A 21873-nucleotide genomic window follows, 5' to 3' on the forward strand; every position below is an offset into this window, starting at 1 on the left:
GCATGGGTGTTCTCAGGCGCAATCTGACGGCCTACGGGTTCCTGTGCGCGGCGCTGTTCTGCTTCGCGGTGTTCGCCTGGTATCCGATGATCAGAGAGTTCATCCTGAGCTTCCAGGAGACGAACCTGATCGATCCGCCCACCTGGGTCGGGCTGGACAACTTCGAGTACGCCGTGAAGTACCCGGGCTTCACCGAAGCCTGGATCGCCACCCTGCAGTTCACGTTCCTCGCGCTGGTGTGCGGCTTCGTCGTCCCGTTCGTCGTCGCGCTCGTGCTCAACGAGCTGCGCCACGCCCGGGCCTATCTCAGGTTCGTGGTCTACCTGCCGGTCATGCTGCCGCCGATCGTCGCGGTGCTGCTGTTCAGGTGGTTCTTCGACCCGGGGCCCGGGCTGTTCAACCAGATCCTCGGACTCGTCAACCTGCCCGGCCTGGCCTGGCTGGACTCCCCGCACACCGCGCTGATCTCCCTGGTCATCGTCTCGACCTGGATGAACATGGGCAGCGCGACCCTGATCTACCTGGCGGCGCTGCAGAACATCCCGCCGGAGCTGTACGAGGCGGCCGAGCTGGACGGCGCCGGCATCCTCAAGCGGATCCGGCACGTCACGATCCCGCAGACGAAGCTGATCCTGCTGCTCATGCTGATGCTGCAGATCGTGGCCACCATGCAGGTGTTCATCGAGCCGTACATGCTGACCGGCGGCGGGCCCGCGGGCTCCACCGTCACCGTCGCCTACATGATGTTCCAGTTCGCCTTCACGAACCAGAACTACGGCGTGGCGGGCGCGCTCGGCATGATGCTCATGATCGTGTTGCTGGTCTTCGCCGCGTTCCAGCTCCGGCTCACCCGGGAGGACAAGGCATGACCATCCATTCCGGCCAGTTCCGTACGATCATCTCCCCGCTCCAGCTCAACAGCCCGTGGGGACGGCGCATCTACTGGACCGTGCTCGTCACGGTCGTGATCACCTTCACGCTCGCCTTCGTCTTCCCGCTCTACTGGATGATCACCGGGGCGATGAAGACGGGCGAGGAGATCGCCCAGATGCCGCCCACGCTCTTCCCCGCCGACCCCACGCTCGACGCCTACGCCGAGGCGTGGAGCCTGTTCGACCTCGGCACGCTGCTCGGCAACACCGCCTACTACTCGCTGGGCGGCTGGATCTTCTGCATGCTCGTGGACGTGTCGGCCGCCTACGCGCTGTCGAAGCTGCGGCCGATGTTCGGCACCGTGATCCTCGGCGCCATGCTGGCCACGCTGATGATCCCGGCCATGGTCGTGCTGATCCCGCTCTACGTCACGGTCGTCGACCTGGGGCTGCTCAACAACCCGTGGGGCCTGTGGTTCCCGGCGGCGGCCAACGGCTTCAACGTCTTCCTGCTCAAGCGCTTCTTCGACTCGATCCCGAAGGAGCTCGTCGAGGCGGCGCAGATCGACGGCGCCGGCCCGGTGCGGGTGCTGTGGTCGGTCATCCTGCCAATCTCCAGGCCGATCCTCGGCGTCGTGTCGATCTTCACGATCGTCACCTCGTTCAAGGACTTCACCTGGCCGCTGCTGGTCATGACCGACAGCGACAAGATGACGCTCAGCGTGGGCCTGTCGCAGACCGCCGGCATGGTCAGCCAGAACGCCATCATGGGCGGCCTGGTCGTGGCGAGCATTCCGACGATCATCGTCTTCTTCATCTTCCAACGTCACATCATGGCGGGTCTCACCGCCGGATCTATCAAGGGATGAGCATGTCGCACACGTGGTGGCGGGGGGCCGCGATCTACCAGGTCTACCTGCGCAGTTTCGCCGACGGCAACGGCGACGGCGTCGGCGACCTGGCCGGGCTCCGATCCCGCCTGCCCTACCTCAAGGACCTGGGCGTCGACGCCGTCTGGCTGAACCCGTGGTATCCGTCGCCGATGGCCGATGGCGGCTACGACGTGGCCGACTACCGCGGCATCGAGCCGGTGTTCGGCACGCTGGGCGAGGCCGAGCGGTTCATCGCCGAGGCGCACGAGCTGGACATCAAGGTCATCATCGACGTCGTGCCCAACCACAGCTCCACGGAGAGCGACTGGTTCAAGGAGGCGCTGGCGAACCCGGCGGCCCGCGACCGGTTCTGGTTCCGCGACGAGCCCAACGACTGGCAGTCGATCTTCGGCGGCCCCGCCTGGACCCAGGTCCCCGACGGCCAGTGGTACCTGCACCTGTTCGCCCCCGAGCAGCCCGACTTCAACTGGGACAACCCGGAGGTGCACCGCGAGTTCGAGGACGTGCTGCGCTTCTGGCTGGACCGGGGCGTCGACGGCGTCCGCATCGACTCGGCCGCGCTCCTCGTCAAGTCCGACACCGCGTACGAGGACCTCGACCCCGTGCACGACGTCTACCGGCGCTGGCGGCAGGTGGCCGAGGAGTACGACGACCGCGTGCTGATCGGTGAGCTGTGGCTGGCCGACCAGGAGCGGTTCGCCCGCTACCTGCGGCCCGACGAGCTGCACACGGCGTTCAACTTCGACTTCCTGGCGTGCCCGTGGGACCCGGACGAGCTGCGCCGGGTCATCGACCTCACGCTCGCCACGCACGCCCCCGTCGGCGCGCCGCCGACGTGGGTGCTGTCCAACCACGACGTCACCCGCCCGGTGACCAGGTACGGCCGGTCCGACACGTCGTTCGCGCACGGCGGCGCGCTCCACGGCGTCCCGTCGGACCCCGAGCTGGGCTACCGCCGCGCCAGGGCGGCCGCGCTGCTGGCGATGGCGCTGCCCGGCGGGCTGTACGTCTACCAGGGGGAGGAGCTGGGCCTGCCCGAGGTCGAGGACCTGCCGGACGAGCTGCGCCAGGATCCCATGTACGCCCGCTCCGGCGGCGCGAACCCGGGCCGCGACGGCTGCCGCGTGCCGCTGCCCTGGTCCGGCGACGAGCCGCCGTTCGGCTTCGGCGGCTCGCGCCCGTGGCTGCCGCAGCCGGAGAGCTGGCGCAAGCTCACCGCCGAGTCGCAGCTCGCCGACCTGGACTCGATGCTGAACCTGTACCGCCACGGGCTGCGGCTGCGCCGCGAGCACCTCGGCGACGGCACGCTGACCTGGCTCCCGGCGGCGGAGCGGGTGCTGGCCTTCACCCGCGACACCGGCGTCACCTGCGTCACCAACCTCGGGACCGAGACGGTGCCGCTCCCCGACGGCGTCGTCCTGCTGGCCAGCGGGGGCCTGGAGGACGGCGCGCTGCCCCCGGACACCACGGCCTGGGTGCGCTGACCAGAGGGCCGGGCCGATCGGGGCGGGCTAGCATCGGTGCGGTGACGCGCCTTCGCCCGATGCCGCCCGCCGGGCTCGACCCCGACGCCCGCGCCCTCTACGACCGCATCGTCGCCGGCCCGCGCGGCCTGTCGATGGTCGGCGACGGGGGCGCGCTCGCCGGGCCGTTCAACGCCATGCTGCTCAGCCCGGCCCTGGGCGATCCGCTTCAGGAGCTGGGCGCGGCCGTCCGCTACCGCTCGGCGCTGCCGGGCCGGTGCCGGGAGCTGGCGATCCTGGTGGTGGCCGCGCACTGGGACAGCGCCTTCGAGCGGCGGGTGCACGAGGGGCTGGCCGCCGGGCTCGGCTTCACCGCCGCCGAGCTCGCCGCGATCCGCGCGGGCGAGCCCCTGGACCTGGCCGACCCGCAGGAGGCGGCCGTCCTGCGGGTCACCCGCGCGCTCGTGGCCAGGGGCGACGTGGACGACGACGAGTACGCCCTGCTGCCGGAGCCGATGCTGTTCGAGCTGACGACGCTGACCGGCTACTACGCCACCCTGGCGCTCCAGCTCCGCGTCTTCCGCGCAAGCTAGGGCCGTGCGGTGCGGCGGCGCAGGAGCAGCCCGCCGACGCCGGCCGCGAGCACCAGGGCCGACCCGGTCAGCACGAACAGCCGCCCGTCCGGCCCCGCCGTGCCGCCGGCGCCCGTCGCCACGCCGTCCTTGGGCGTCCTGGACTCCTCCGCAGAGGGCTCGTCGGCCGGGTCGTCGTCCGTGGGCGTCGGGGTGGGGGTCGGGGTGGGCGTGGTGGTGGTCGTCGGGGTCGGGGTGGAGGTCGAGCCGCCCGCGCCGATGGTCAGCGTGTACGTCTTCAGCAGGTCGGAGTTGTCCGGCTCGCACTCGATGAGCGGGCTCGTCGGCTGCAGGCCGAAGTTGATGGAGGCCGGCTTGACGGTCGCGGTGCCCGCCTGCTGCGAGGTCGTCTTCATGTCCACCGACGCGGGCAGCGGGATCGGCTGGCCAACGGTGACGCCGCTCAGCTCGCCCACGCCCGTCGCCGAGGTGAGCCCGGTCAGGCCGGAGATCGACGCGTAGGCGTACATCTTGAGCCCGGTCGTGGGCAGGCCGTTGGGGGCCTCCAGCTCGGCGCCGCTCTCGTAGACGCCCTTCCAGCCGATCGTGAACTGCTGGCCGGGCGCCGGGTTCGTCGTCGGCAGGGTGAGCGTGACCTTGACGTCGACCTCCTGCTCGGCGCCCGAGGTGGGCTTGCAGGTGTAGAGGACGATGTCGCCGCCGGTGGTGTCGCCGCCGCCGGGGCCGACGGTGACGGTCACCCCCTGGGTGCTGCTGGTCGTGCAGGAGGTGACGTCGTTGGGGGCGCTCGCCAGCGACAGCTTGAGGCTGCCGGTCTCCGTCGACGGCTTGACCGTCACCTCGGTCGTGGAGGTCACCGTGACCTGGCTGGTCACGGTGCTCGCGGTGGCGGACGTGGCTCCGGCGGCCACGCTCGCGCCCGTCGCCACCAGGTCCGCGTGGGTGCCGCCGTTGACGACGAGCTTGCCGTTCACCTGGACCTGCGTGGCGGCCGTCGCGGCGGTGCGGAGCGTCAGCGGGGGGATCGCCCACTCCGCGTCGAACGTCCCGGTCGCCGAGTCGGGCACGACGACCGGCACGCTCAGCGAGGCGTTGCTGAACGGCCCGCCCGAGCAGGTGTAGGACACGGTCAGGGTCTTGTCCGCGGCCAGCGCGGGCGGGGCCAGGCCCGCCAGCGCCGCGGTCAGGACGAGCAGCACGCCTAAGGCGGAACGCGAGGACGGCACCGTCCATCCCCCTCATCGGAGCGGTTTGTCGTAGCCGACCCACAATCGCAGTATTTGGTCACAACGGTGTCTCTAGGCGCGGCACGTATCACGGATCTTGTAGAACCACGACAGGTACGGCGTGTGCACGTCCCGGCCGGAGATTCGCAGCAGGCTGTCGTCGGCGTTCTCCAGCGTGGTGAAGTTGGCGCTGCCCGTGTAGACGCGCGGCGTGATGTCGTCGTCGTAGAAGCCGTCGATCATCATCAGCTTGGCGTGCGGCACTACGGAACGGCCGCCCACGGTGAAGCGGCAGGGCGTGAGCTGGATGCGCCTGCCGTTGACGGTCTTGGCCAGCTCCTCGCGGATCGCCGTGGTGACCGCGCTGCCGTCGTTGTAGACGACGTCCACCCAGCAGTTCTCGCCGCGCAGCCGCAGCAGCTCCCTGGCGATCTCCACCCGCGACCAGTTGAATGCCGTGAGCACCAGGCGGACGTCCGTCTGCCGGGTGACGCCGTCGGTGTCGCGGTAGGAGCACTCGACGAGCTTGAGCACGTTCGCGATGTGGTCGCCGGTCGCCGAGTCGCGCGGCAGGAAGTGACCCCGGTGCTTGGTCCCGGTCGGCGTCGTCCAGAAGTAGTCCGGGTTCACCGGCCGGTGCCGGCCCGCCCGCAGGTCGTCGAAGTAGCGCACGTACGCGTCGTGCACGACCGCGTCCTGGAAGGTGTAGGCGTCGTTGTAGGAGTTGTACAGATACCAGTCCGACAGGTTCGACGACGTCTGGAACACCACGTCGGCGCGCGTGACCCCGCCCACCTGGAGCTCGGAGAACGTGGCGAACTTGCTGTGCAGGTAGTTGCGCGCGATGCAGCCCCGGTCCACCGCCGCCGGGTCCGGGTACTCGCACTGCACGACGAACGAGGCGGCGCCCTCCGCGCTCCCGAGGGCCGCGCCGAGCCGCGCCAGGACGGAGTCGTTCTTGCCGTCGTCGGTGCTGTCGAGGATCGCCTTGACCCGTACGCCCCGGGCGTGCGCGTCGATCAGCGCGTCGGCCACCTCGCTCGACCGCTGGCCCTCGCCGAACTCGAACATGACGAACCGGATGTCGCTGCCGGGCCGCGCCGCCCGGATCAGCCTGATGAGCTGGTCCATCACCGCCGACTGGGCGGCGCTGGGGGTGCCGGGGACGCCCGAGCCGGCCACCGGGTCGTTGAACACCGGCCCGCCGATCACGGGCGGACCCGTGACGTCGGCCGAGGCGGAGGAGGGGAGCGACAGGGTGAGGGGCAGGGCCAGGCACAGCGCCGCCAGGACGGCGGCCCGTTTCGACATCATGGACGGACGATCCGCCGACGTAGATCGGCTGTCAAGAAGCCTGTCAGGCCGACTCGCGCACCACCAGCTCGGTGGGCAGGATGACCGGATCGCCCGGCCCGCCCTCGAACAGGTCGAGCAGCAGCCGCACCATCGCCGCCGTCTGCTCGGCGATCGGGTGGCGGATCGTGGTCAGCGGCGGCTCGGTGTATTTGGCCGCCTCGATGTCGTCGAAGCCCACCACGGCCACGTCGTCCGGCACCCGGCGCCCCGCCTGCCGCAGCGACTGCAGCGCGCCCACCGCCATCAGGTCGTTGGCCACGAACACCGCGTCCAGCCCGGGATCGTCGCCCAGGAGCTGGCGCATCGCCACCGCGCCCGACTCGCGGGTGAAGTCGCCCACCGCCACGATCGAGCGCCGGTCGGAGTCGCGCAGCACGTTGCGGTAGCCGGTGAGCCGGTCCTGGCCGCCGATCATGTCCTGCGGCCCGGCGATCGTGGCGATCCGCCGCCGCCCCGACTCCACCAGGTGCCGGACCGCCGCCTCGGCCCCGCCCACGTTGTCGTTGTCCACGTACGGGATGTCGACGGGCACGGCCGGGCGGCCGTAGGAGACGACCGGCACGCGCAGGCGGGCGATCGCCGGCGGGAGCGGGTCGGCGCCGTGCATCGAGATGAGCATCGCGCCGTCGACGTGCCCTCCCGCGATGTAGCGCTCCACCCTGGCGTGGCTCTTGGCGGAGGAGGCCAGCATCAGCACGACCTGCTTGTTGACCGCCTCCAGCTCCACGCTGGCCATCCGGATCACCGTCGAGAACAGCGGGTCCTCGGAGAACACCCTGGTCGGCGGCTCGGAGACGACCAGGGCGATCGAGTCGGTGCGCTGGGTGACCAGGCTGCGCGCCGCCGAGTTGGGCACGTAGCCCAGCTCGTCGATGGCCTGCTGCACCGCGTCGCGGATGTGCGGGGCCACCGTCGTCTGCCCGTTGACCACGCGCGACGCCGTGGCCCGGGAGACTCCGGCGCGGGCGGCGACCGCCTCCAGAGTGGGACGTCTCATGACTTCACCATGTGGGAGAGCACGCAACGAAATCTACAACCGGTTGGCGGCGATCACGTCCCGGTACCAGAGCGCGCTGTCCTTGAGCACCCGGGTCTGCGTCGCGTAGTCGACGTGCACGATGCCGAACCTGCGCCGGTAGCCCTCGGCCCACTCGAAGTTGTCCAGCAGCGACCAGACGAGGTAGCCGCGCAGGTCGGCGCCCGCCTCGATGGCCCTGCCGACCTCGCGCAGGTGGCCGTCCAGGTAGGAGACGCGGTCGGCGTCGTGCACCCGGCCGTTCTCCACGACGTCGTCGAAGGCCGCGCCGTTCTCCGTGACCATGAGCCCGACCTGCGGGTAGTCCTGCGACAGCCGGACGAGGAGCCGGGACAGGCCGTCGGGGACGATCGGCCAGCCCATGGCCGTGGTGGGCGCGTCGGCGGGGGCGAACCGGACGTCCTCCGAGCCCGGCCAGGCCGCGTCGGCGGGCAGGCCGGGACCGGCCTCCACCACGCACGGGTTGTAGTAGTTGACGCCGACGACGTCGACGGGGGCGTTGATGAGCGCCAGGTCGCCGTCCAGGATGTGGCCGGTGCCTCCGTTGCGGGCGGCGGCGGCCAGCACCTCCTCCGGGTAGCGGCCGTGGATCGCCGGGTCGAGGAACTGCCGGGTCAGCAGCGCGTGGATGCGGTCCACGGCCGCCTGGTCCGCCTCGGAGGGCACCGCCTGCGGGTCGTTGACCTGGGCCGGGGTGAGCACCGGGGAGGAGTTGACGACCAGCATGAGCCGTTGCGCGCCGAGCTCGCGCAGCCGGGCCGCCGCCAGGCCGTGGCCGAGCAGCAGGTGGTGGGCCGAGCGCAGGGCGTCGCCCGGGTCGCGGCGGCCGGGGGCGTGCACGCCGTTGCCGTAGCCGAGGAAGGCCGACACCCACGGCTCGTTCAGCGTCGCCCAGTCGCCGACCCGGTCGCCGAGCCGGTCGTGGACGAGCTCGGCGTACTCGGCGAACCGGTAGGCGGTGTCGCGGTCGGCCCAGCCGCCCCGGTCCTCCAGCGCCTGGGGCAGGTCCCAGTGGTAGAGCGTGACGTAGGGGGTGATCCCGGCCTCCAGCAGCCCGTCCACGAGCCTGTCGTAGAAGGCCAGCCCGCGCGGGTTGGCCGCGCCCGCGCCGTCGGGCTGGATGCGCGGCCAGGCCACCGAGAACCGGTAGGCGCCCAGGCCCAGCTCGCGCATCAGCGCGATGTCGTCGGGATAGCGGTGGTAGTGGTCGCACGCCACGTCGCCGGTGTCGCCGTCGGCCACCTTGCCGGGGGTGTGGGAGAAGGTGTCCCAGATCGACTGGCCCCGCCCGTCCTCCTTGACCGCCCCCTCGATCTGATAGGAAGCCGTTGCGGCACCCCAGACGAAGTTTTCCGGGAAGATCATCCCTTGACCGCTCCTTGCATGATTCCACCGATGATTTGCTTGCCGAACAGGGCGAAGACGAGGACGAGCGGCAGCGTGCCCACCGCCGTGCCCGCCAGGCCCAGCACGTAGTCGTTGACGTAACCGCTCGCCAGCGTCGAGAGCGCCACCTGGACCGTGGGGTTGTCCGGGCTGAGCACGACGAGCGGCCAGAAGTAGTCGTTCCAGGCCGACATGAACGTCAGCATGCCGAGCACCGCCGCCGCCGGGCGGGCCGTGGGCAGCACGACGTGCCAGAACAGCCCCCACGTGGTGCACCCGTCGACCCGCCCCGCCTCCAGCAGCTCGGTCGGCAGCGCCCGGGACAGATACTGCGTCATGAAGAACACGCCGAACGCGTTGACCAGCGCCGGGACGATCAGGGCGTAGTTGGTGCCGGTCCACTCCAGCTTCACCATGAGCATGTAGAGCGGGATGATGCCGAGCTGGGCCGGCACCATCATCGTCGCCACCGTGATGACGAGCATGGCGTTCTTGCCCCGGAAGCGCAGCTTGGCGAAGGCGAACCCGGCCAGCGTCGAGAAGAACATCACCGCGACCGAGATCGAGCCGGCCACGATGAGCGAGTTCAGCAGGGCCAGCCCGAACGGCACCGTGTCGAAGACCCGCGCCGCGTTCGTGAAGAAGTTGCCGCCCGGCAGCAGCGGCGGGGGCACCTGGGCCAGCGCCGAGTTGTGCCGGGAGGCGACCACGACGCTGTAGTAGAGCGGGAACGCCGAGAAGAAGGCGACCCCGGTCAGCGTCAGGTAACGCAGTCTCATACCAGCCCGCCCTTCACCTTGCGGGTCAGCAGGAAGTTGATCCCCGCCACGATCACCACCGCCAGGAACATCAGCCAGGACGCGGCCGAGGCGTAGCCGAAGTCGAAGGTCGAGTTCGCGAAGCCCTGCTCGTAGACGAACAGCGCCAGGGTCTGGAACTGCCGGTCCGGCCCGCCGGTCGCCAGCCCGCCCCCGCCGCCGGTGCTCTGCCCGAACAGCATGGGCTCGGCGATGATCTGCATCGCGCCGATCGTCGAGACGATCACCACGAAGATGATCGTCGGCCGGATCATCGGGATGGTGATGCTGCGGAGCTGCTTGAGGTTGCTCGCCCCGTCCAGCGTGGCGGCCTCGTACAGCTCGCGCGGCACCGCCTGCATGGCGGCCAGGAAGATGAGCGCGTTGTAGCCCGTCCACCGCCACATGATCATCACCGAGAGCGCCAGGTGCGAGGTCGCGGTGCCGGCCGCCCAGTCGATGTGACCGGCGCCCAGCCCGCCCAGCACCCAGTTGATCAGCCCGAAGTCCCGGCCGAAGAGCTGGCTGAAGATCACCACCACCGCCACCACGCTCGTCACGTTCGGCAGCAGCAGCGAGATCCGGAACAGCGTGGCGAAGCGCAGCCGCTTGTTCAGCAGGTGCGCCAGCCAGATCGCCAGCACGAGCTGCGGGACCGTCGACAGCACGCCGATCGACAGCGTGTTGAACGTGGCGTTCCAGAAGTAGCCGTCGGCCAGCAGCGTCCCGTAGTTGCCCAGGCCGATGAACGTCTGCGTCTCCGACAGCAGCGTCCACTCGTGCAGGCTGACCCAGGCCGTGTAGATCAGCGGGAACAGCCCGAACGCGCAGAACAGCAGGAAGAACGGGGCGACGTAGGCGTACGGCGACACCCTCGTGTCGAGGGTGTGCCGCACACCGCGCCTACGCCGTCGCGTGACCGCGAGGGGGAGCGTGCTCATTTGATCTTCTTGACGTCCTCGAGCACCTGCGCCCACGCCTCGTCCGGGGTCTGCTTGCCCTGCTCGACCCGGCCCAGGCCGTTGCCGATGGCGACGCGGACGTCGGCCTCCTTCGGGCCGAGGTGCTGCGGCTTGAGCGCCTTGGCGGCGTTGGAGTAGATCTTGCCGATGGGGGCGTCACCGAAGAACGGCTTGGTGAAGTTCTGGATCGACGGGTCGTCGTAGAGCGAGGGGATCGACGGGAACGTGCCCTCCTCCTTGAAGACCTTGGCCTGGTTCTCCTTGGAGGTCAGGAAGTCGATCAGCTCGGCGGCCTCCTTCGGGTGCTTGCTCTGCTTGGGCACCATCAGGTGGGAGCCGCCGCTGTTGCCCGAACCGCCCGGCACGGTGGCGATGTCCCACTTGCCGGCCGAGTCCTTGGCCTGCTCCTGGATGAAGCCGGTCATCCAGGCCGGGCAGATGATCGTGGCGAACGAGCCCTTGGCGAAGCCGGTGTTCCACGGCGGCGAGAAGGCGGCCAGCTTTGCCGTCAGGCCCTCGGCCGTGAGCTGGTTGGACAGGTCCCAGGCCTTCTTCACGTCCGGGTTGGAGTCCACGATGATCGTGTCCTGGGCGTCGTAGAGGCCGACCGGCGCCTGGTTGACCATGGCGCGGAAGATCTCACCGGGGGAGTCGACGAACTTGGCGCCGGCCACGTCCGCCGCGGCGAACTTCTTGCCGGTCGCGATGTAGTCCTCCCAGGTGGGCCAGAGCGCCGACACCTCGTCGCGGTCCTCGGGCAGCCCGGCCTTCTTGAACAGGTCCTTGCGGTAGCACATGGCCAGCCCGCCCACGTCGGTGCCGAGGCCCAGCACCTGGCCGCCGTCCTTGCTCAGGCCCTGCTGCCACTTCCAGTCCAGGTAGTCGCCCTGCCGCTGGTCGAGGCCGTACTGCTTGAGGTCGGTGAACTTCTGCGGCTGGGCGGTGAAGGTGCTGACGTAGCCCACCTCGACCGCCACCACGTCCTCCGCGCCGGCGTTCGTGGCCAGGCGCTTGACCAGGTTGTTGTGGTGGTCGTTGAACTGGGTGACGTTCTCGGCGATCTCGATGTTCGGGTGGGTCTTCTTGTATTCCTCGTAGAGGGGCTTGAAGCCGAAGTCGCCGAAGAGGCCGATGGTCAGCTTGATCTTCTCGGTCGGCGCGGCCGCCGGCGTGGCGGTGTCGCCGCCGCTCCCGCAGGCCGCGAGGGCGAGCAGCGACGCGGTGACCAACGGAACGATCCGCCGGGTGCGAGGGGTCATGGAACCCTCCTCGGGTTCGTACTAGGGGGGTGGACGAGAGAGCGCTCTCTCGCCAGATTCGTGGGCATCATGCGGCCCTGTCAACGGCTCGTCGGTAACGATCGCTGTTATCAAGAGAGCGATCTCTCGGGTCCGGCCCCGGGCGTGTGGCCCGGCTGTGGCGATTGTGTGGCGGCGGCGGCGATGATCGGTCGCGAACGAGCGCAACGGAAGGAGGTCCCCATGAAGATCGAGGTCCGCAAGGTCGAGGCGGTCAAGGCCACCGGCTTCGCCGTCTGAGCCGAGTGCTCTGCCGGGTGGGAACGGGGTCCCGTTCCCACCCGCTTTTTTGTCTGTCTTCGAGGGGGATGCGAGGAGGAGCTGTGCGGATTGCGCTGAAGGAATGCGTCTGGGAGTCGCTCGGCGGTGATCTGTTCGTCATCACCGATCCGCGCGAGGTGGTGACGCTGGCCGACGAGGAGGGCCAGGTGGCCGCGCTCTTCGCCGCGCTGGACCGGGGCCCGTGCACGGTGCCCGAGCTGCGCGAGCGGCTCGCGGAGGGCGGCGTCGCGCTGGGCGAGGACGACGTGCACGGTGCCGTGGCGGCGCTGGACTCGCTCGGCCTGGTCGAGTACGAGGCCGACCGCACGCTCGGCGACCCGGCCCTGGACGCCCGCCACTTCTCCAACCTGGCCTTCTTCGGCACGCACTCCCGGCTCGACAGGCCGCGCGCCGAGTTCGTCTCGCGGTTGCGCCGCTCGCACGTGCTCGTGCTGGGCGTCGGCGGCGGCGGCTCCTCGGTCGTGCAGGCCCTGGCCGGGCTCGGCGTGGGCCGGCTGACGCTGGTCGACAGGGACGAGGTCGAGCCGCGCAACTTCGCCAGGCAGTTCCTCTACCATCACGCCGACATCGGCCGGTCCAAGGTCGAGTGCGCGGCCGAGTGGGTGCGCGCGTTCGACCCGGAGATCGAGGTGCGCCCGGTGGAGCGCTGGATCTCCGGCCCCGACGACCTGAAGGACCTGCTGGACGGCGTGGACCTGGTCGCGGGCGGCCTCGACGGGCACCCGGACGCCAACCTGTGGATCAGCGACGCCGCCGTGGGCGCGGGGGTGCCGCTGGTGGTGGGCGGGATCACCCGCTCGGAGGTCGTCTACTACTCGGTGTCGCCGGGCCGCAGTGCGTGCGTCCGGTGCGACTGGAGCGACCGGCCGCCGGCGGACGAGGCGAGCAGCGGCGGTTTCGTCGAGCGCAACCGGGACCGGCTGGCGCTGAGCAACACCCTGATCGGGCCGCTGGCGATGCAGATCGGCTCGCTGGTCGCCTACGAGGCGCTGCGCTACCTGACCGGGTTCGAGGAGCCGCGGGCGGCGGGCGCGTACATCCGCCTGGACCTGCGTGAGGGCCTGGCGCCGTCGCGGCACCCGTTCACCCGCGACGACGCCTGCCCGGTGTGCCCGCGATGAGCGGCGGGACTGTCGCGCTGCGCCCGCTCAGCCTGGTCGAGGAGGGTGACGAGGTCCTCGTCGGCGATCCGGAGACCGGCACGTTCGTGGCGATCCCGGCGGTCGGCGGCGTGGTGATCGCCGCGCTGCGTGACGGCGCGAGCGTCGAGGAGGCCGCCCGGCGCGCCGAGGAGTTCGCGGGTGAGCCGGTGGACGTGCCGTCGTTCGTGGAGACGCTGCGTGAGCTGGGCTTCCTCGACGAGGGCGAGCGAGTGCCGGTCGCGACCGCGCCCGTGCAGGGCCGCCGGTGGCTGCGCGGGGTTCCCGCGTGGGTGGCCAGGCCGCTGTTCGGCCGCGTGGCGTGGACGGTGTACGCGCTGGCGGCGGTGTTCGACCTGGCCGTGCTGGTCCTGGTGCCGTCGTTGCGCCCGGCGCCCGCGCAGGACGCGTTCGTCCTGGACGACGTGGGGCTGAGCGCGGTGCTGCTGTACGCCTTCCAGCTCGGCCTGGTCGCCGTGCACGAGTGCTGGCACTGGCTGGCGGCCCGGTCGCTGGACATCCCGGCGCGGTTCGGGCTGGACCGGCGGATGGCGTTCCTGGTGTTCGAGACCGATCTGTCGCAGCTGTGGTCGGTGCCGAGGCGGCAGCGTTACGGCCCGCTGCTGGCCGGGCTGGCGATCGACGCGGTGATGCTGGCCGTGCTGCTGGCGGGGCAGCTCGTGGTGACCTCGCCGCTGCTCGCGGCGTGGGCGTTCGTGCTGCTGTTCCAGATCGCCTGGCAGTGCATGGTGTTCCTGCGCACCGACCTGTACGCGGTGCTGGCCACCCGGCTGGGCTGCAAGGACCTGTGGCGGGTCAAGTCGCTGATGCTGCGCCGGGCGTTCGGCCGGCTGAGCGCCGAGCAGGAGGCGGAGCTGGCGGCCGCCGACCCGGACGACGTGCGGGCCGGGCGCTGGTTCCGCTGGGTGTGGCTGGGCGGCCTGCTGGTGGTGGCGGTGTGGCTGGCCTACTTCGTGCTGCCGGTGGTCACCGGGCTGCTGGCGTGGACGGCCGGCGAGGTCGCCGCCGGGCCGGGTGCCTGGGGGTTCTGGTGGGCGATCGGCTGCGCCGCCGTGGCGCTGGGCCCGTGGCTGGTGGCCGCCGCGCTGGTCGTGAAGGAGAGGACCGCCCGGTAGTGCCTATTAGGTAAGGCTGCCCTAATATTGCTTAGGCTTTGCTTACCTAACATGGGAGTCGACTGTGGCATCCTCCATCCGCGCGAGCCTGATCGCGCTCCTGGCCGCCGCCGGCCTGGCGGCCTGCGGGTCGGGCGGGACGACCGCCGAGGGCGGTCAGGCGGCGGCGAAGGCGCAGACACGCACCGTCCAGCACGACGCGGGCACCGCCGAGGTGCCCGTCGCGCCCAAGCGCGTCGTCTCGGTCAGCGTGACCATCACCGGTCACCTGCTCGCCCTGGAGGCGCCGGTCGTCGCGTCGCAGGCCACCGCGCCCGGCCCCATCACCGACGGCAACGGCTTCTTCAAGCAGTGGGCCGACGTGGCCGCCCAGCGCGGCGTCCAGGTCCTCTACCAGGGCTTCGAGCCCGACCTGGAGAAGGTCATCGCGGCCAAGCCCGACCTGATCGTCGGCGCGGCCACCGGCGCCGACAGCGCCGCCAAGGTCTACGACAAGCTCCAGGCCATCGCGCCCACCGTGCTGTTCCGCCACGACAACCTGACCTGGCAGGACCTCAGCGCCAAGCTCGGCAAGGCCCTCGGCCTGGAGGCCAACGCCACCAAGCTGGTCGAGACGTACGACGCCAGGATCGCCGAGGTCAAGGCCAAGATCAAGGTGCCGGAGCAGGAGGCGGTGCTGCTGCGCGACAACAACACCGACATCCCCGTCTTCACCGACAAGTCCGCGCAGGGCGGGCTGCTCGCCTCCCTCGGCTTCGCCATCCACCCCATCGACGCCTCCATGGCGGCCGAGTCCAGCAAGGAGGGCGGCGGCCGCACCGACATCGTCAACGTCGCCCAGGAGAACGTGGTCAAGGCGTTCGGCGACAGCTCGCTCTTCTTCGTCTCGCACAGCCCCGAGCAGATCGCCGCGACCAGCGCCAAGCCGCTGTGGAAGGACCTGCCCGCCGTCGCCGGCAAGCGCGTGCACGACCTCGGCCTCGACTCCTTCCGTATCGACTACTACAGCGCCTCCAACATCGTGGACCGGATCGAGCAGCAGTTCTCCTGATGCGCGATCTGCCTCCCCAGGTGCCCAGACCCGCGCCGCCGCAGGTCGTGCCCACCCCGCCGGTGGACGGCACGACCTCGCCGGTGATCTCCGCGCCCGCCCCGGACCGCCGCGCCGTCACGTTCCTGTGGCGCGGCCGGGCCGGGGAGGTGCGGGTACGGGCCAACAAACTCACCCACCAGAGCGACGCCGCCCTCATGGAACGCGACGGCGACCTGTGGCACCGCACCTACCTGGTGCGGCCCGGCTGGCGCTCGTCCTACCTGCTGACGGTCGACGGCCAGGACGTGCCCGACCCGCTCAACCCGCGCCGCTGGCGGGGCTTCTCGATCGCCGAGACGGCCCCGCCGTCCCCCTGGCTCACCCCCGGCGAGCCGCGCCACCGCCTGTCCCGCCTGCCCCTCGGCTGGCGCTACGACCCGGTACGGCCCGCCGAGGGCAGCCTGGTCATGCTCGACGGCGAGCACTGGGTGGACGACCTGCCCGTCATCCTCGACAACCTGATCGGCGCGGGCGCGATCCCGCCGGTCACCGCCTGGCTCGTCGAGTCGGGGCCGGACCGGGCCGCCCGCCTCACCTGCGACGCCGCCTTCGCCGACGCCCTGCCGTACGAGGGCCGTACCGTGATCGCCGGGCAGAGCTTCGGCGGCCTGGCCGCCGTGCACGCCGCGCACCGGCATCCCGACCGGTTCGCGGCGGCGCTGTCACAGTCCGGGTCGTTCTGGTGGCCCAACGGCCCGGAGCCCGAACGGCTCACCGGGCAGATCGCTGCCCGGCCGCCCCGGGTGCACCTGCAGACCGGCACGCTGGAGTGGGCGCTGCACGGCCCCACCGAGCGGCTGCGGCAAGCACTCGGCGACGCGGGCACCCACGCCGCGTTCGAGGGCGGCCACGACCGCTACTGCTGGCGCAACGAGCTGGCGGACGGCCTGATCGCCCTCTACGGCTGATCGGGGCCGCCGCTACTTGCGCCATTCGCGGTAGATGAGCCAGGCCAGGTAGATCCCGCCGAGGCCGCCCGTCAGGACGCCGACCGGGAGCTGCCCGGGGGTGGGCAGCCGCTGCACGAGCAGGTCCGCGGCGGCCAGGAGCAGCGCGCCCATCGCGGCCGACGAGCCCACCCCCGGCCCGGGGGCCCGCGTGACGCGCCGGGCGAGCTGCGGCGCGGCCAGCGCGACGAACCCGATCGGCCCGGCGCTCGACACCGCCACCCCGGACAGCCCGACCGCGACCAGCAGCAGCACCAGGCGCAGCCGCTCGACCCGGACCCCGAGTGCCCCGGCCGCCGCGTCGCCCATCTCGATCAGCGCCAGCGCCCGGCTGAGCCCCAGCGTGACCGGCAGCCCGATCGCCACGGCCAGCGCGACCGGCCACACCTTCTCCCAGCCGGTCCCGGACAGGCTGCCGATCAGCCACACCTTGGCCCCCTGCGACTCGTACAGGTCGGCCCTGGTCAGCAGGTAGGCGATGAGCGACTGGAGCATCGCGGTGACGCCGATGCCGACGAGCACGAGCCGCGTCCCCTTGACGCCGCGCTGGAACGACAGCACGTACACCAGCAGCCCGGCCCCGAGCCCGCACGCCAGCGCTCCCAGCGAGATCGCCTGCGCGCTCGCCGCGCCGAACACCAGGAGCATGAGCACGGCCCCGGCGGCGGCTCCGGCGTTGACGCCGATGATGTCGGGGCTGCCGAGCGGGTTGCGCGACAGGCTCTGCACGACCGCGCCGCCCACGCCGAGCGCCGCGCCCACCAGCAGGGCGAGCAGCACCCGGGGCGCACGCAGCGAGTAGACGACCATCTCGCTGGTGGCGTCGCCCTGGCCGAACAGCGTGCGCAGCGCCTCGCCGACGCCCACGGCCGAGCCGGTGCTCAGCCCGAACAGCCCCACCGCCATCCCGGCCGCGGCCAGGCAGAGAACCACCGCGGACGCGCGCGGGTGGACCCGCACCGCGATTCCGGGCATCCGTACCGTCTTCACGCCGGGATCGCCTTCCGCCTGCGCAGGAGATAGATGAAGATCGGCGCTCCGAGGAACGCCGTCACGATGCCGCTCTCCAGCTCGGCCGGCCGGACGACCACCCGGCCGAGCACGTCGGCGGCCAGCAGCAGCGCGGGCGCGAACACCGCCGAGTAGCCGATCACCCACCGGTGGTCGGGCCCGGTGAAGGCGCGCACCGCGTGCGGCGCCATCAGCCCGATGAAGCCGATCGGCCCCGCCGCCGCCGTGGCCGCGCCGCACAGCAGCGTGATCGCGATGCCGGTCAGCAGCCGGATGCGGCCCAGCCGTACGCCGAGCGCCTGGCCGGTCTGCTCGCCGAGGGCGAGCGCGTTGAGCCCGCGCCCGAGGCCCAGCGCCAGCAGCGTGCCGGCCAGGACGAACGGCGCGACCTGCTGCACCACGTCGAGCGAGCGCCCGGCCAGCGCCCCGACGTCCCAGAAGCGCCACTGGTCGAACACCCCGGCGTCCAGCGACAGCACGCCGTTGATGGCGGCGATCAGCGACGCGCTGACGGCTGCCCCGGCCAGCACCAGCCGGGTCGGATGGTGGGCGCCCAGCGCGTAGACGACGACGGAGGCGATCAGCGCCCCGGCCATCGAGAACCACACCCACGTCGACATGTCGGAGGCGCCGAAGAAGAGGATCGAGCACACGACGGCCAGCGACGCCCCGGAGTTGACGCCGAGCAGCCCGGGGTCGGCCAGCGGGTTGCGGGTCAGCGCCTGCATGAGGGCGCCGGCCAGGCCGAGGGCGGCGCCGACGCAGATGCCGAGCAGCGTGCGCGGGACCCGCAGGTCGTGGACGACGGCGGCGGTCTCGCCTCCGTCGGGCTGCCAGAACTGCTGCCACACCTCGCCGAGCGGGATGTCCTGCGCGCCGACCGCGAGGCTCAAAACGCTCATACACAGGAAAACCGCACTCAAGACCACAAGTCCCGTCAAGCGCATGAAATCCCTCTCTTTAGGCAAGGCTTACCTTATCTTGAACGCCGGGCCGTCTCGCTCTAGATTAGGCAAGCCTTACCTAAGGAGTGAGATGGAGTTTCGGGGGAGTCATGCTCTCGTGACCGGCGCGGGCCGGGGCATCGGCGAAGCGGTCGCGTCCCAGCTCGCCGGGCTCGGCGCCGCCGTCACCGTCGTCGACGTGGACGCCGGCCTGGCCGGACGCGTCGCCGCCCGGCTGCGCGAGGCCGGCCACCTGGCCACCGCCCGGCCCGCCGACGTCAGCGACGCGGCCGCCGTCGAGCGGGCGGTCGCCGAGGCCGAGGCCGAGTTCGGGCCGCCGGGCATCCTCGTCAACGTCGCCGGGGTGCTCGCGCTCGGCCCGGTGCTGGAGTTCGGCGACGCCGACTGGCAGCGCCTGTTCGCCGTCAACGCCGACGGCGTCTTCCACACCAGCCGCGCCGTCGCCCGCCGGATGGTCGCCCGCGGCGACGGCGTCATCATCACCGTCGGCTCCAACGCGGCAGGCGTGCCCCGGGCCCACATGGCCGGCTACGCCGCCTCCAAGGCCGCCGCCACCATGTTCACCAAGTGCCTGGGGCTGGAGCTGGCCCCGCACGGCATCCGCTGCAACGTCGTCGCGCCCGGCTCCACCGACACCGCCATGCAGCGCGCCATGACCGCCGACCCGGTCAAGGGCGCGCCCGAGATGTACCGGCTCGGCATCCCGCTCGGCCGCATCGCCGACCCCGCCGACGTGGCCGACGCGGTCGTCTTCCTCGCCTCCGACAGGGCGCGCCACATCACCCTGCACGACCTGTACGTGGACGGCGGGGCCTCACTGTGAAGGACACACCGATGGACGAGTTCTTCCTCGCCTCGCCGCGCGGCACCCTGCTGGCCGGCGGGCCGTACTTCGCGGTGCCGCCGTCGGCGCGCAAGAACGCGCTGGCCGACCTGCCCGCGCGGGCGGCCGGCGCGCTCGGGGTGGCGCTGGCGGCCGGGCACACCGCCCCGGTCGTCGTGGGCGCGATCCCGTTCGCGCCCGACGCCGACGCCTGCCTGTACGTCCCCCGCTGGGTACGCCACGGGCCGCCGCCGGGGCCGGGCGCCCCGGCCGCGCCGCTCGCCGCGGACCCGGGCGACTCCGAGCAGGTCCCGCCGCCCCTGGAGTACGCCGAGGCGGTGCGCCGGGCCGTGAAACGGCTGCGCGCCGGCGACCTGGACAAGGTGGTGCTGGCCCGCTCCCTCACGATCCCGTACGAGGGCGACCTGACGCCGCTGGTCGAGGCGCTGGCCGAACGCGACCCCACCGGCTACACGTTCGCCGCCGCGCTGCCCGGCGGCCGGACCCTGCTGGGCGCCAGCCCCGAGCTGCTCGTCTCCCGCTCCGGCCGGACCGTCGTGGCCAACCCGCTGGCCGGGTCCGCGCCGCGCGGCGCCGACCCGGGCCACCTGATGACCTCGGCCAAGGACCGGCGCGAGCACGCCCTCGTGGTCGAGGCCGTCGCCGCCGCGCTGCGGCCCCACTGCAGCACGCTGTCGGTGCCCGAGCAGCCGTCGCTGGTGCCGACCGCCTCGATGTGGCACCTGTCCACCCGCATCTCCGGCGAGCTGGCCGACCCCGCCACCACGTCGCTGGAGCTGGCCGCCGCCCTGCACCCCACCCCCGCCGTCTGCGGCACCCCCACCGACGCCGCCCGGCAGCTCATCGCCGAGCTGGAGCCGTTCGACCGGGGCTTCTACACCGGCCTCGTCGGCTGGCAGGACGCCGCCGGCGACGGCGAATGGGTGGTCGCCATCCGCTGCGCGGTCGCCGACGGCACCGCCCTGACCCTGTACGCCGGCGCCGGCATCGTGGCCGACTCCGACCCAGACGCCGAACTCGCCGAGACCTCCGCCAAATTCCGCACGACGCTGGGAGCGCTGCATGTGGCCCGATGACTACGCCGCCCGCTACCGGGCCGCCGGCTACTGGACCGGCCAGACCTTCGGGGACTGGCTGAGGGAGCTGGCCAAGGAGCACGGGGACCGGGAGGCGGTCGACAGGCTGACGTACGCCGCGCTGGACGCCCGCGCGGACCGGCTGGCCGCCGGGTTACATGGACTGGGGCTGCGGCGCGGCGACCGCGTGGTGGTGCAGCTCCCCAACGAGCCGGTGTACTTCGAGGTGATCTTCGCGCTGTTCCGGCTCGGCGCGCTGCCCGTCTTCGCGCTCCCGGCCCACCGGCTCAACGAGATCACCCACCTGGTCACCCACAGCGGCGCCGCCGCCTACGTGACGACCCGCGCGCTGGAGGTGCCGGCCCCGGTGCCGCGCGTCCTGCACGCCGACGCGCTGCCGTACGAGGACCCGATCGACCTCGACGGGCCGCGCCCGGAGGACGTGGCGTTCCTGCAGCTCTCCGGCGGGAGCACCGGGCTGCCGAAGCTGATCCCGCGCACCCACGACGACTACCTCTACAGCGTGCGGGCCAGCGCGGAGATCTGCGAGCTGTCGCCGTCCACCGTGTACCTGTGCGCGCTGCCCGTGGCGCACAACTTCCCGATGTCCTCGCCCGGCGTCCTCGGCGTGATGCACGCCGGCGGGCGCGTCGTGCTGGCGCCGCAGCCGTCGGCCGAGGTCGCGTTCGGGCTGATCGAGCGGGAGCGGGTGACGATGACCGCCGTGGTGCCGCCGCTGGCGCTGCTCTGGCTGGACGCCGCCCGGCGCACCGGCCGCGACCTGTCCAGCCTGGAGGTGCTGCAGGTGGGCGGCGCCAAGCTGGCCGCCGAGACCGCCCGCCGGGTACGCCCCGAGCTCGGCTGCCGGCTCCAGCAGGTCTTCGGGATGGCCGAGGGGCTGGTCAACTACACGCGCTCCGACGACCCCGACGAGATCGTGGAGACCACCCAGGGCCGACCCATCTCACCGGACGACGAGATCCTCGTGGTGAACGACGACGACCGGCCCGTGCCGCCCGGCGAGGTCGGCCACCTGCTCACGCGCGGCCCGTACACGATCCGCCGCTACTACGGCGACTCCGACCCCGGCGCGTTCACCGCCGACGGCTTCTACCGCACCGGCGACCTGGTCCGGGTGACGCCCACCGGGCACCTCGTGGTCGAGGGGCGGGCCAAGGAGGTCATCAACCGGGGCGGCGAGAAGGTCTCGCCCGAGGAGGTGGAGAGCCACCTGCTGGCCCACCCCCGCATCCGCGACGCCGCCGTGGTCGCCGTGGCCGACCCGTACCTGGGGGAGCGCAGCCACGCCTTCGTGCTCAACCGCGAGCCCGTCACCGTGGCGGAGGTCAGGGCGTTCCTGCGCGAACGCGGGCTGGCCGCGTACAAGATCCCCGACCGGATCGAGCTCGCCGGCGAGTTCCCCGTCACCGGGGTCGGCAAGACCAGCAAGAAGGACCTGCGAGCCGCGCTGCGCGCGCGTGCGGAAGGAGACTCCTGA

Annotated in this window: 21 protein-coding genes; 12 read left to right on the plus strand and 9 right to left on the minus strand. The window is 71.8% G+C overall.

Annotated elements, in window-relative coordinates; translation table 11 throughout:
- Positions 1 to 2: 2 nt before the first annotated feature.
- Genes KME80_RS14940 through KME80_RS14955 form a run of 4 tightly spaced genes read left to right on the plus strand, consistent with a single transcriptional unit; the run spans position 3 to position 3821 of the window.
- Positions 3 to 869, plus strand: coding sequence for a carbohydrate ABC transporter permease (locus tag KME80_RS14940; RefSeq protein WP_219505428.1), 867 nt, complete (start codon positions 3 to 5; stop codon positions 867 to 869).
- The gene (locus tag KME80_RS14945) at positions 866 to 1741 is read left to right on the plus strand and encodes a carbohydrate ABC transporter permease (RefSeq protein ID WP_219505436.1); all 876 of its coding nucleotides are present in this window, start codon (positions 866 to 868) and stop codon (positions 1739 to 1741) included. Before KME80_RS14940 ends, KME80_RS14945 begins: the two co-directional genes overlap by 4 nt.
- Positions 1738 to 3249, plus strand: coding sequence for a glycoside hydrolase family 13 protein (locus tag KME80_RS14950; protein WP_372455358.1), 1512 nt, complete (start codon positions 1738 to 1740; stop codon positions 3247 to 3249). Before KME80_RS14945 ends, KME80_RS14950 begins: the two co-directional genes overlap by 4 nt.
- Before the next feature lie 41 nt (positions 3250 to 3290).
- Positions 3291 to 3821 (plus strand): carboxymuconolactone decarboxylase family protein, encoded by a 531-nt coding sequence (locus KME80_RS14955; protein ID WP_308125763.1) that lies wholly within the window; start codon positions 3291 to 3293, stop codon positions 3819 to 3821.
- Here KME80_RS14955 and KME80_RS14960 read toward each other — a convergent pair.
- From KME80_RS14960 to KME80_RS14990, 7 genes are all read right to left on the minus strand, one after another.
- Positions 3818 to 5047 carry a hypothetical protein gene (locus tag KME80_RS14960; protein ID WP_219505438.1) on the minus strand — a complete coding sequence of 410 codons (1230 nt, stop codon included), beginning with the start codon at positions 5045 to 5047 and terminating at the stop codon, positions 3818 to 3820. The genes KME80_RS14955 and KME80_RS14960 overlap by 4 nt on opposite strands.
- 72 nt (positions 5048 to 5119) lie before the next feature.
- The gene (locus KME80_RS14965) at positions 5120 to 6361 is read right to left on the minus strand and encodes a phospholipase D-like domain-containing protein (RefSeq protein ID WP_219505439.1); all 1242 of its coding nucleotides are present in this window, start codon (positions 6359 to 6361) and stop codon (positions 5120 to 5122) included.
- Positions 6362 to 6404: 43 nt separating this feature from the next.
- Positions 6405 to 7400 (minus strand): LacI family DNA-binding transcriptional regulator, encoded by a 996-nt coding sequence (locus KME80_RS14970; RefSeq protein WP_219505440.1) that lies wholly within the window; start codon positions 7398 to 7400, stop codon positions 6405 to 6407.
- A gap of 33 nt (positions 7401 to 7433) precedes the next feature.
- On the minus strand, positions 7434 to 8804 hold the full coding sequence (locus KME80_RS14975) for a GH1 family beta-glucosidase (protein WP_219505441.1): 1371 nt from the start codon (positions 8802 to 8804) through the stop codon (positions 7434 to 7436).
- Complete coding sequence (locus tag KME80_RS14980) at positions 8801 to 9604, minus strand: carbohydrate ABC transporter permease (RefSeq protein ID WP_219505442.1); 804 nt, start codon at positions 9602 to 9604, stop codon at positions 8801 to 8803. The genes KME80_RS14975 and KME80_RS14980 overlap by 4 nt, the downstream gene beginning before the upstream one ends.
- Positions 9601 to 10563, minus strand: coding sequence for a carbohydrate ABC transporter permease (locus KME80_RS14985; RefSeq protein WP_219505444.1), 963 nt, complete (start codon positions 10561 to 10563; stop codon positions 9601 to 9603). The genes KME80_RS14980 and KME80_RS14985 overlap by 4 nt, the downstream gene beginning before the upstream one ends.
- The gene (locus KME80_RS14990; protein ID WP_219505446.1) at positions 10560 to 11843 is read right to left on the minus strand and encodes an ABC transporter substrate-binding protein; all 1284 of its coding nucleotides are present in this window, start codon (positions 11841 to 11843) and stop codon (positions 10560 to 10562) included. Before KME80_RS14990 ends, KME80_RS14985 begins: the two co-directional genes overlap by 4 nt.
- A gap of 60 nt (positions 11844 to 11903) precedes the next feature.
- On the opposite strand from KME80_RS14990, the gene KME80_RS14995 reads away from it, so the two are divergent.
- The 5 genes from KME80_RS14995 (at position 11904) to KME80_RS15015 (ending at position 16440) form a co-directional block, all read left to right on the plus strand.
- Positions 11904 to 12122, plus strand: a complete 219-nt coding sequence (locus KME80_RS14995; RefSeq protein ID WP_219505448.1) for a hypothetical protein — start codon at positions 11904 to 11906, stop codon at positions 12120 to 12122.
- An 83-nt stretch (positions 12123 to 12205) separates the two neighbouring features.
- Positions 12206 to 13285, plus strand: a complete 1080-nt coding sequence (locus tag KME80_RS15000) for a HesA/MoeB/ThiF family protein (RefSeq protein ID WP_219505450.1) — start codon at positions 12206 to 12208, stop codon at positions 13283 to 13285.
- Positions 13282 to 14439 (plus strand): hypothetical protein, encoded by a 1158-nt coding sequence (locus KME80_RS15005; protein ID WP_219505452.1) that lies wholly within the window; start codon positions 13282 to 13284, stop codon positions 14437 to 14439. Before KME80_RS15000 ends, KME80_RS15005 begins: the two co-directional genes overlap by 4 nt.
- Before the next feature lie 64 nt (positions 14440 to 14503).
- The gene (gene fepB / locus KME80_RS15010) at positions 14504 to 15490 is read left to right on the plus strand and encodes a Fe2+-enterobactin ABC transporter substrate-binding protein (protein WP_219505453.1); all 987 of its coding nucleotides are present in this window, start codon (positions 14504 to 14506) and stop codon (positions 15488 to 15490) included.
- Positions 15490 to 16440, plus strand: coding sequence for an alpha/beta hydrolase-fold protein (locus KME80_RS15015; protein WP_219505455.1), 951 nt, complete (start codon positions 15490 to 15492; stop codon positions 16438 to 16440). The genes fepB and KME80_RS15015 overlap by 1 nt, the downstream gene beginning before the upstream one ends.
- 12 nt (positions 16441 to 16452) lie before the next feature.
- On the opposite strand, the gene KME80_RS15020 is transcribed toward KME80_RS15015, so the two are convergent.
- Both KME80_RS15020 and KME80_RS15025 read right to left on the minus strand, forming a co-directional pair.
- Positions 16453 to 17469 (minus strand): FecCD family ABC transporter permease, encoded by a 1017-nt coding sequence (locus tag KME80_RS15020; protein ID WP_308125764.1) that lies wholly within the window; start codon positions 17467 to 17469, stop codon positions 16453 to 16455.
- The gene (locus KME80_RS15025; protein ID WP_246644990.1) at positions 17466 to 18392 is read right to left on the minus strand and encodes a FecCD family ABC transporter permease; all 927 of its coding nucleotides are present in this window, start codon (positions 18390 to 18392) and stop codon (positions 17466 to 17468) included. The genes KME80_RS15020 and KME80_RS15025 overlap by 4 nt, the downstream gene beginning before the upstream one ends.
- A 133-nt stretch (positions 18393 to 18525) precedes the next feature.
- On the opposite strand from KME80_RS15025, the gene KME80_RS15030 reads away from it, so the two are divergent.
- From KME80_RS15030 to KME80_RS15040, 3 genes are read left to right on the plus strand one after another with little or no spacing between them, the layout of a single operon-like run.
- A complete protein-coding gene (locus KME80_RS15030; protein ID WP_219505467.1) occupies positions 18526 to 19278 on the plus strand; it encodes a 2,3-dihydro-2,3-dihydroxybenzoate dehydrogenase in 753 nt (250 codons plus the stop codon).
- Positions 19279 to 19289: 11 nt separating this feature from the next.
- Positions 19290 to 20375, plus strand: a complete 1086-nt coding sequence (locus KME80_RS15035) for an isochorismate synthase (RefSeq protein ID WP_219505469.1) — start codon at positions 19290 to 19292, stop codon at positions 20373 to 20375.
- Positions 20362 to 21873 carry a (2,3-dihydroxybenzoyl)adenylate synthase gene (locus tag KME80_RS15040; RefSeq protein ID WP_219505470.1) on the plus strand — a complete coding sequence of 504 codons (1512 nt, stop codon included), beginning with the start codon at positions 20362 to 20364 and terminating at the stop codon, positions 21871 to 21873. The genes KME80_RS15035 and KME80_RS15040 overlap by 14 nt, the downstream gene beginning before the upstream one ends.

The organism is Nonomuraea ceibae (genome assembly GCF_019396325.1).
Classification (GTDB): Bacteria; Actinomycetota; Actinomycetes; order Streptosporangiales; family Streptosporangiaceae; genus Nonomuraea; species Nonomuraea ceibae.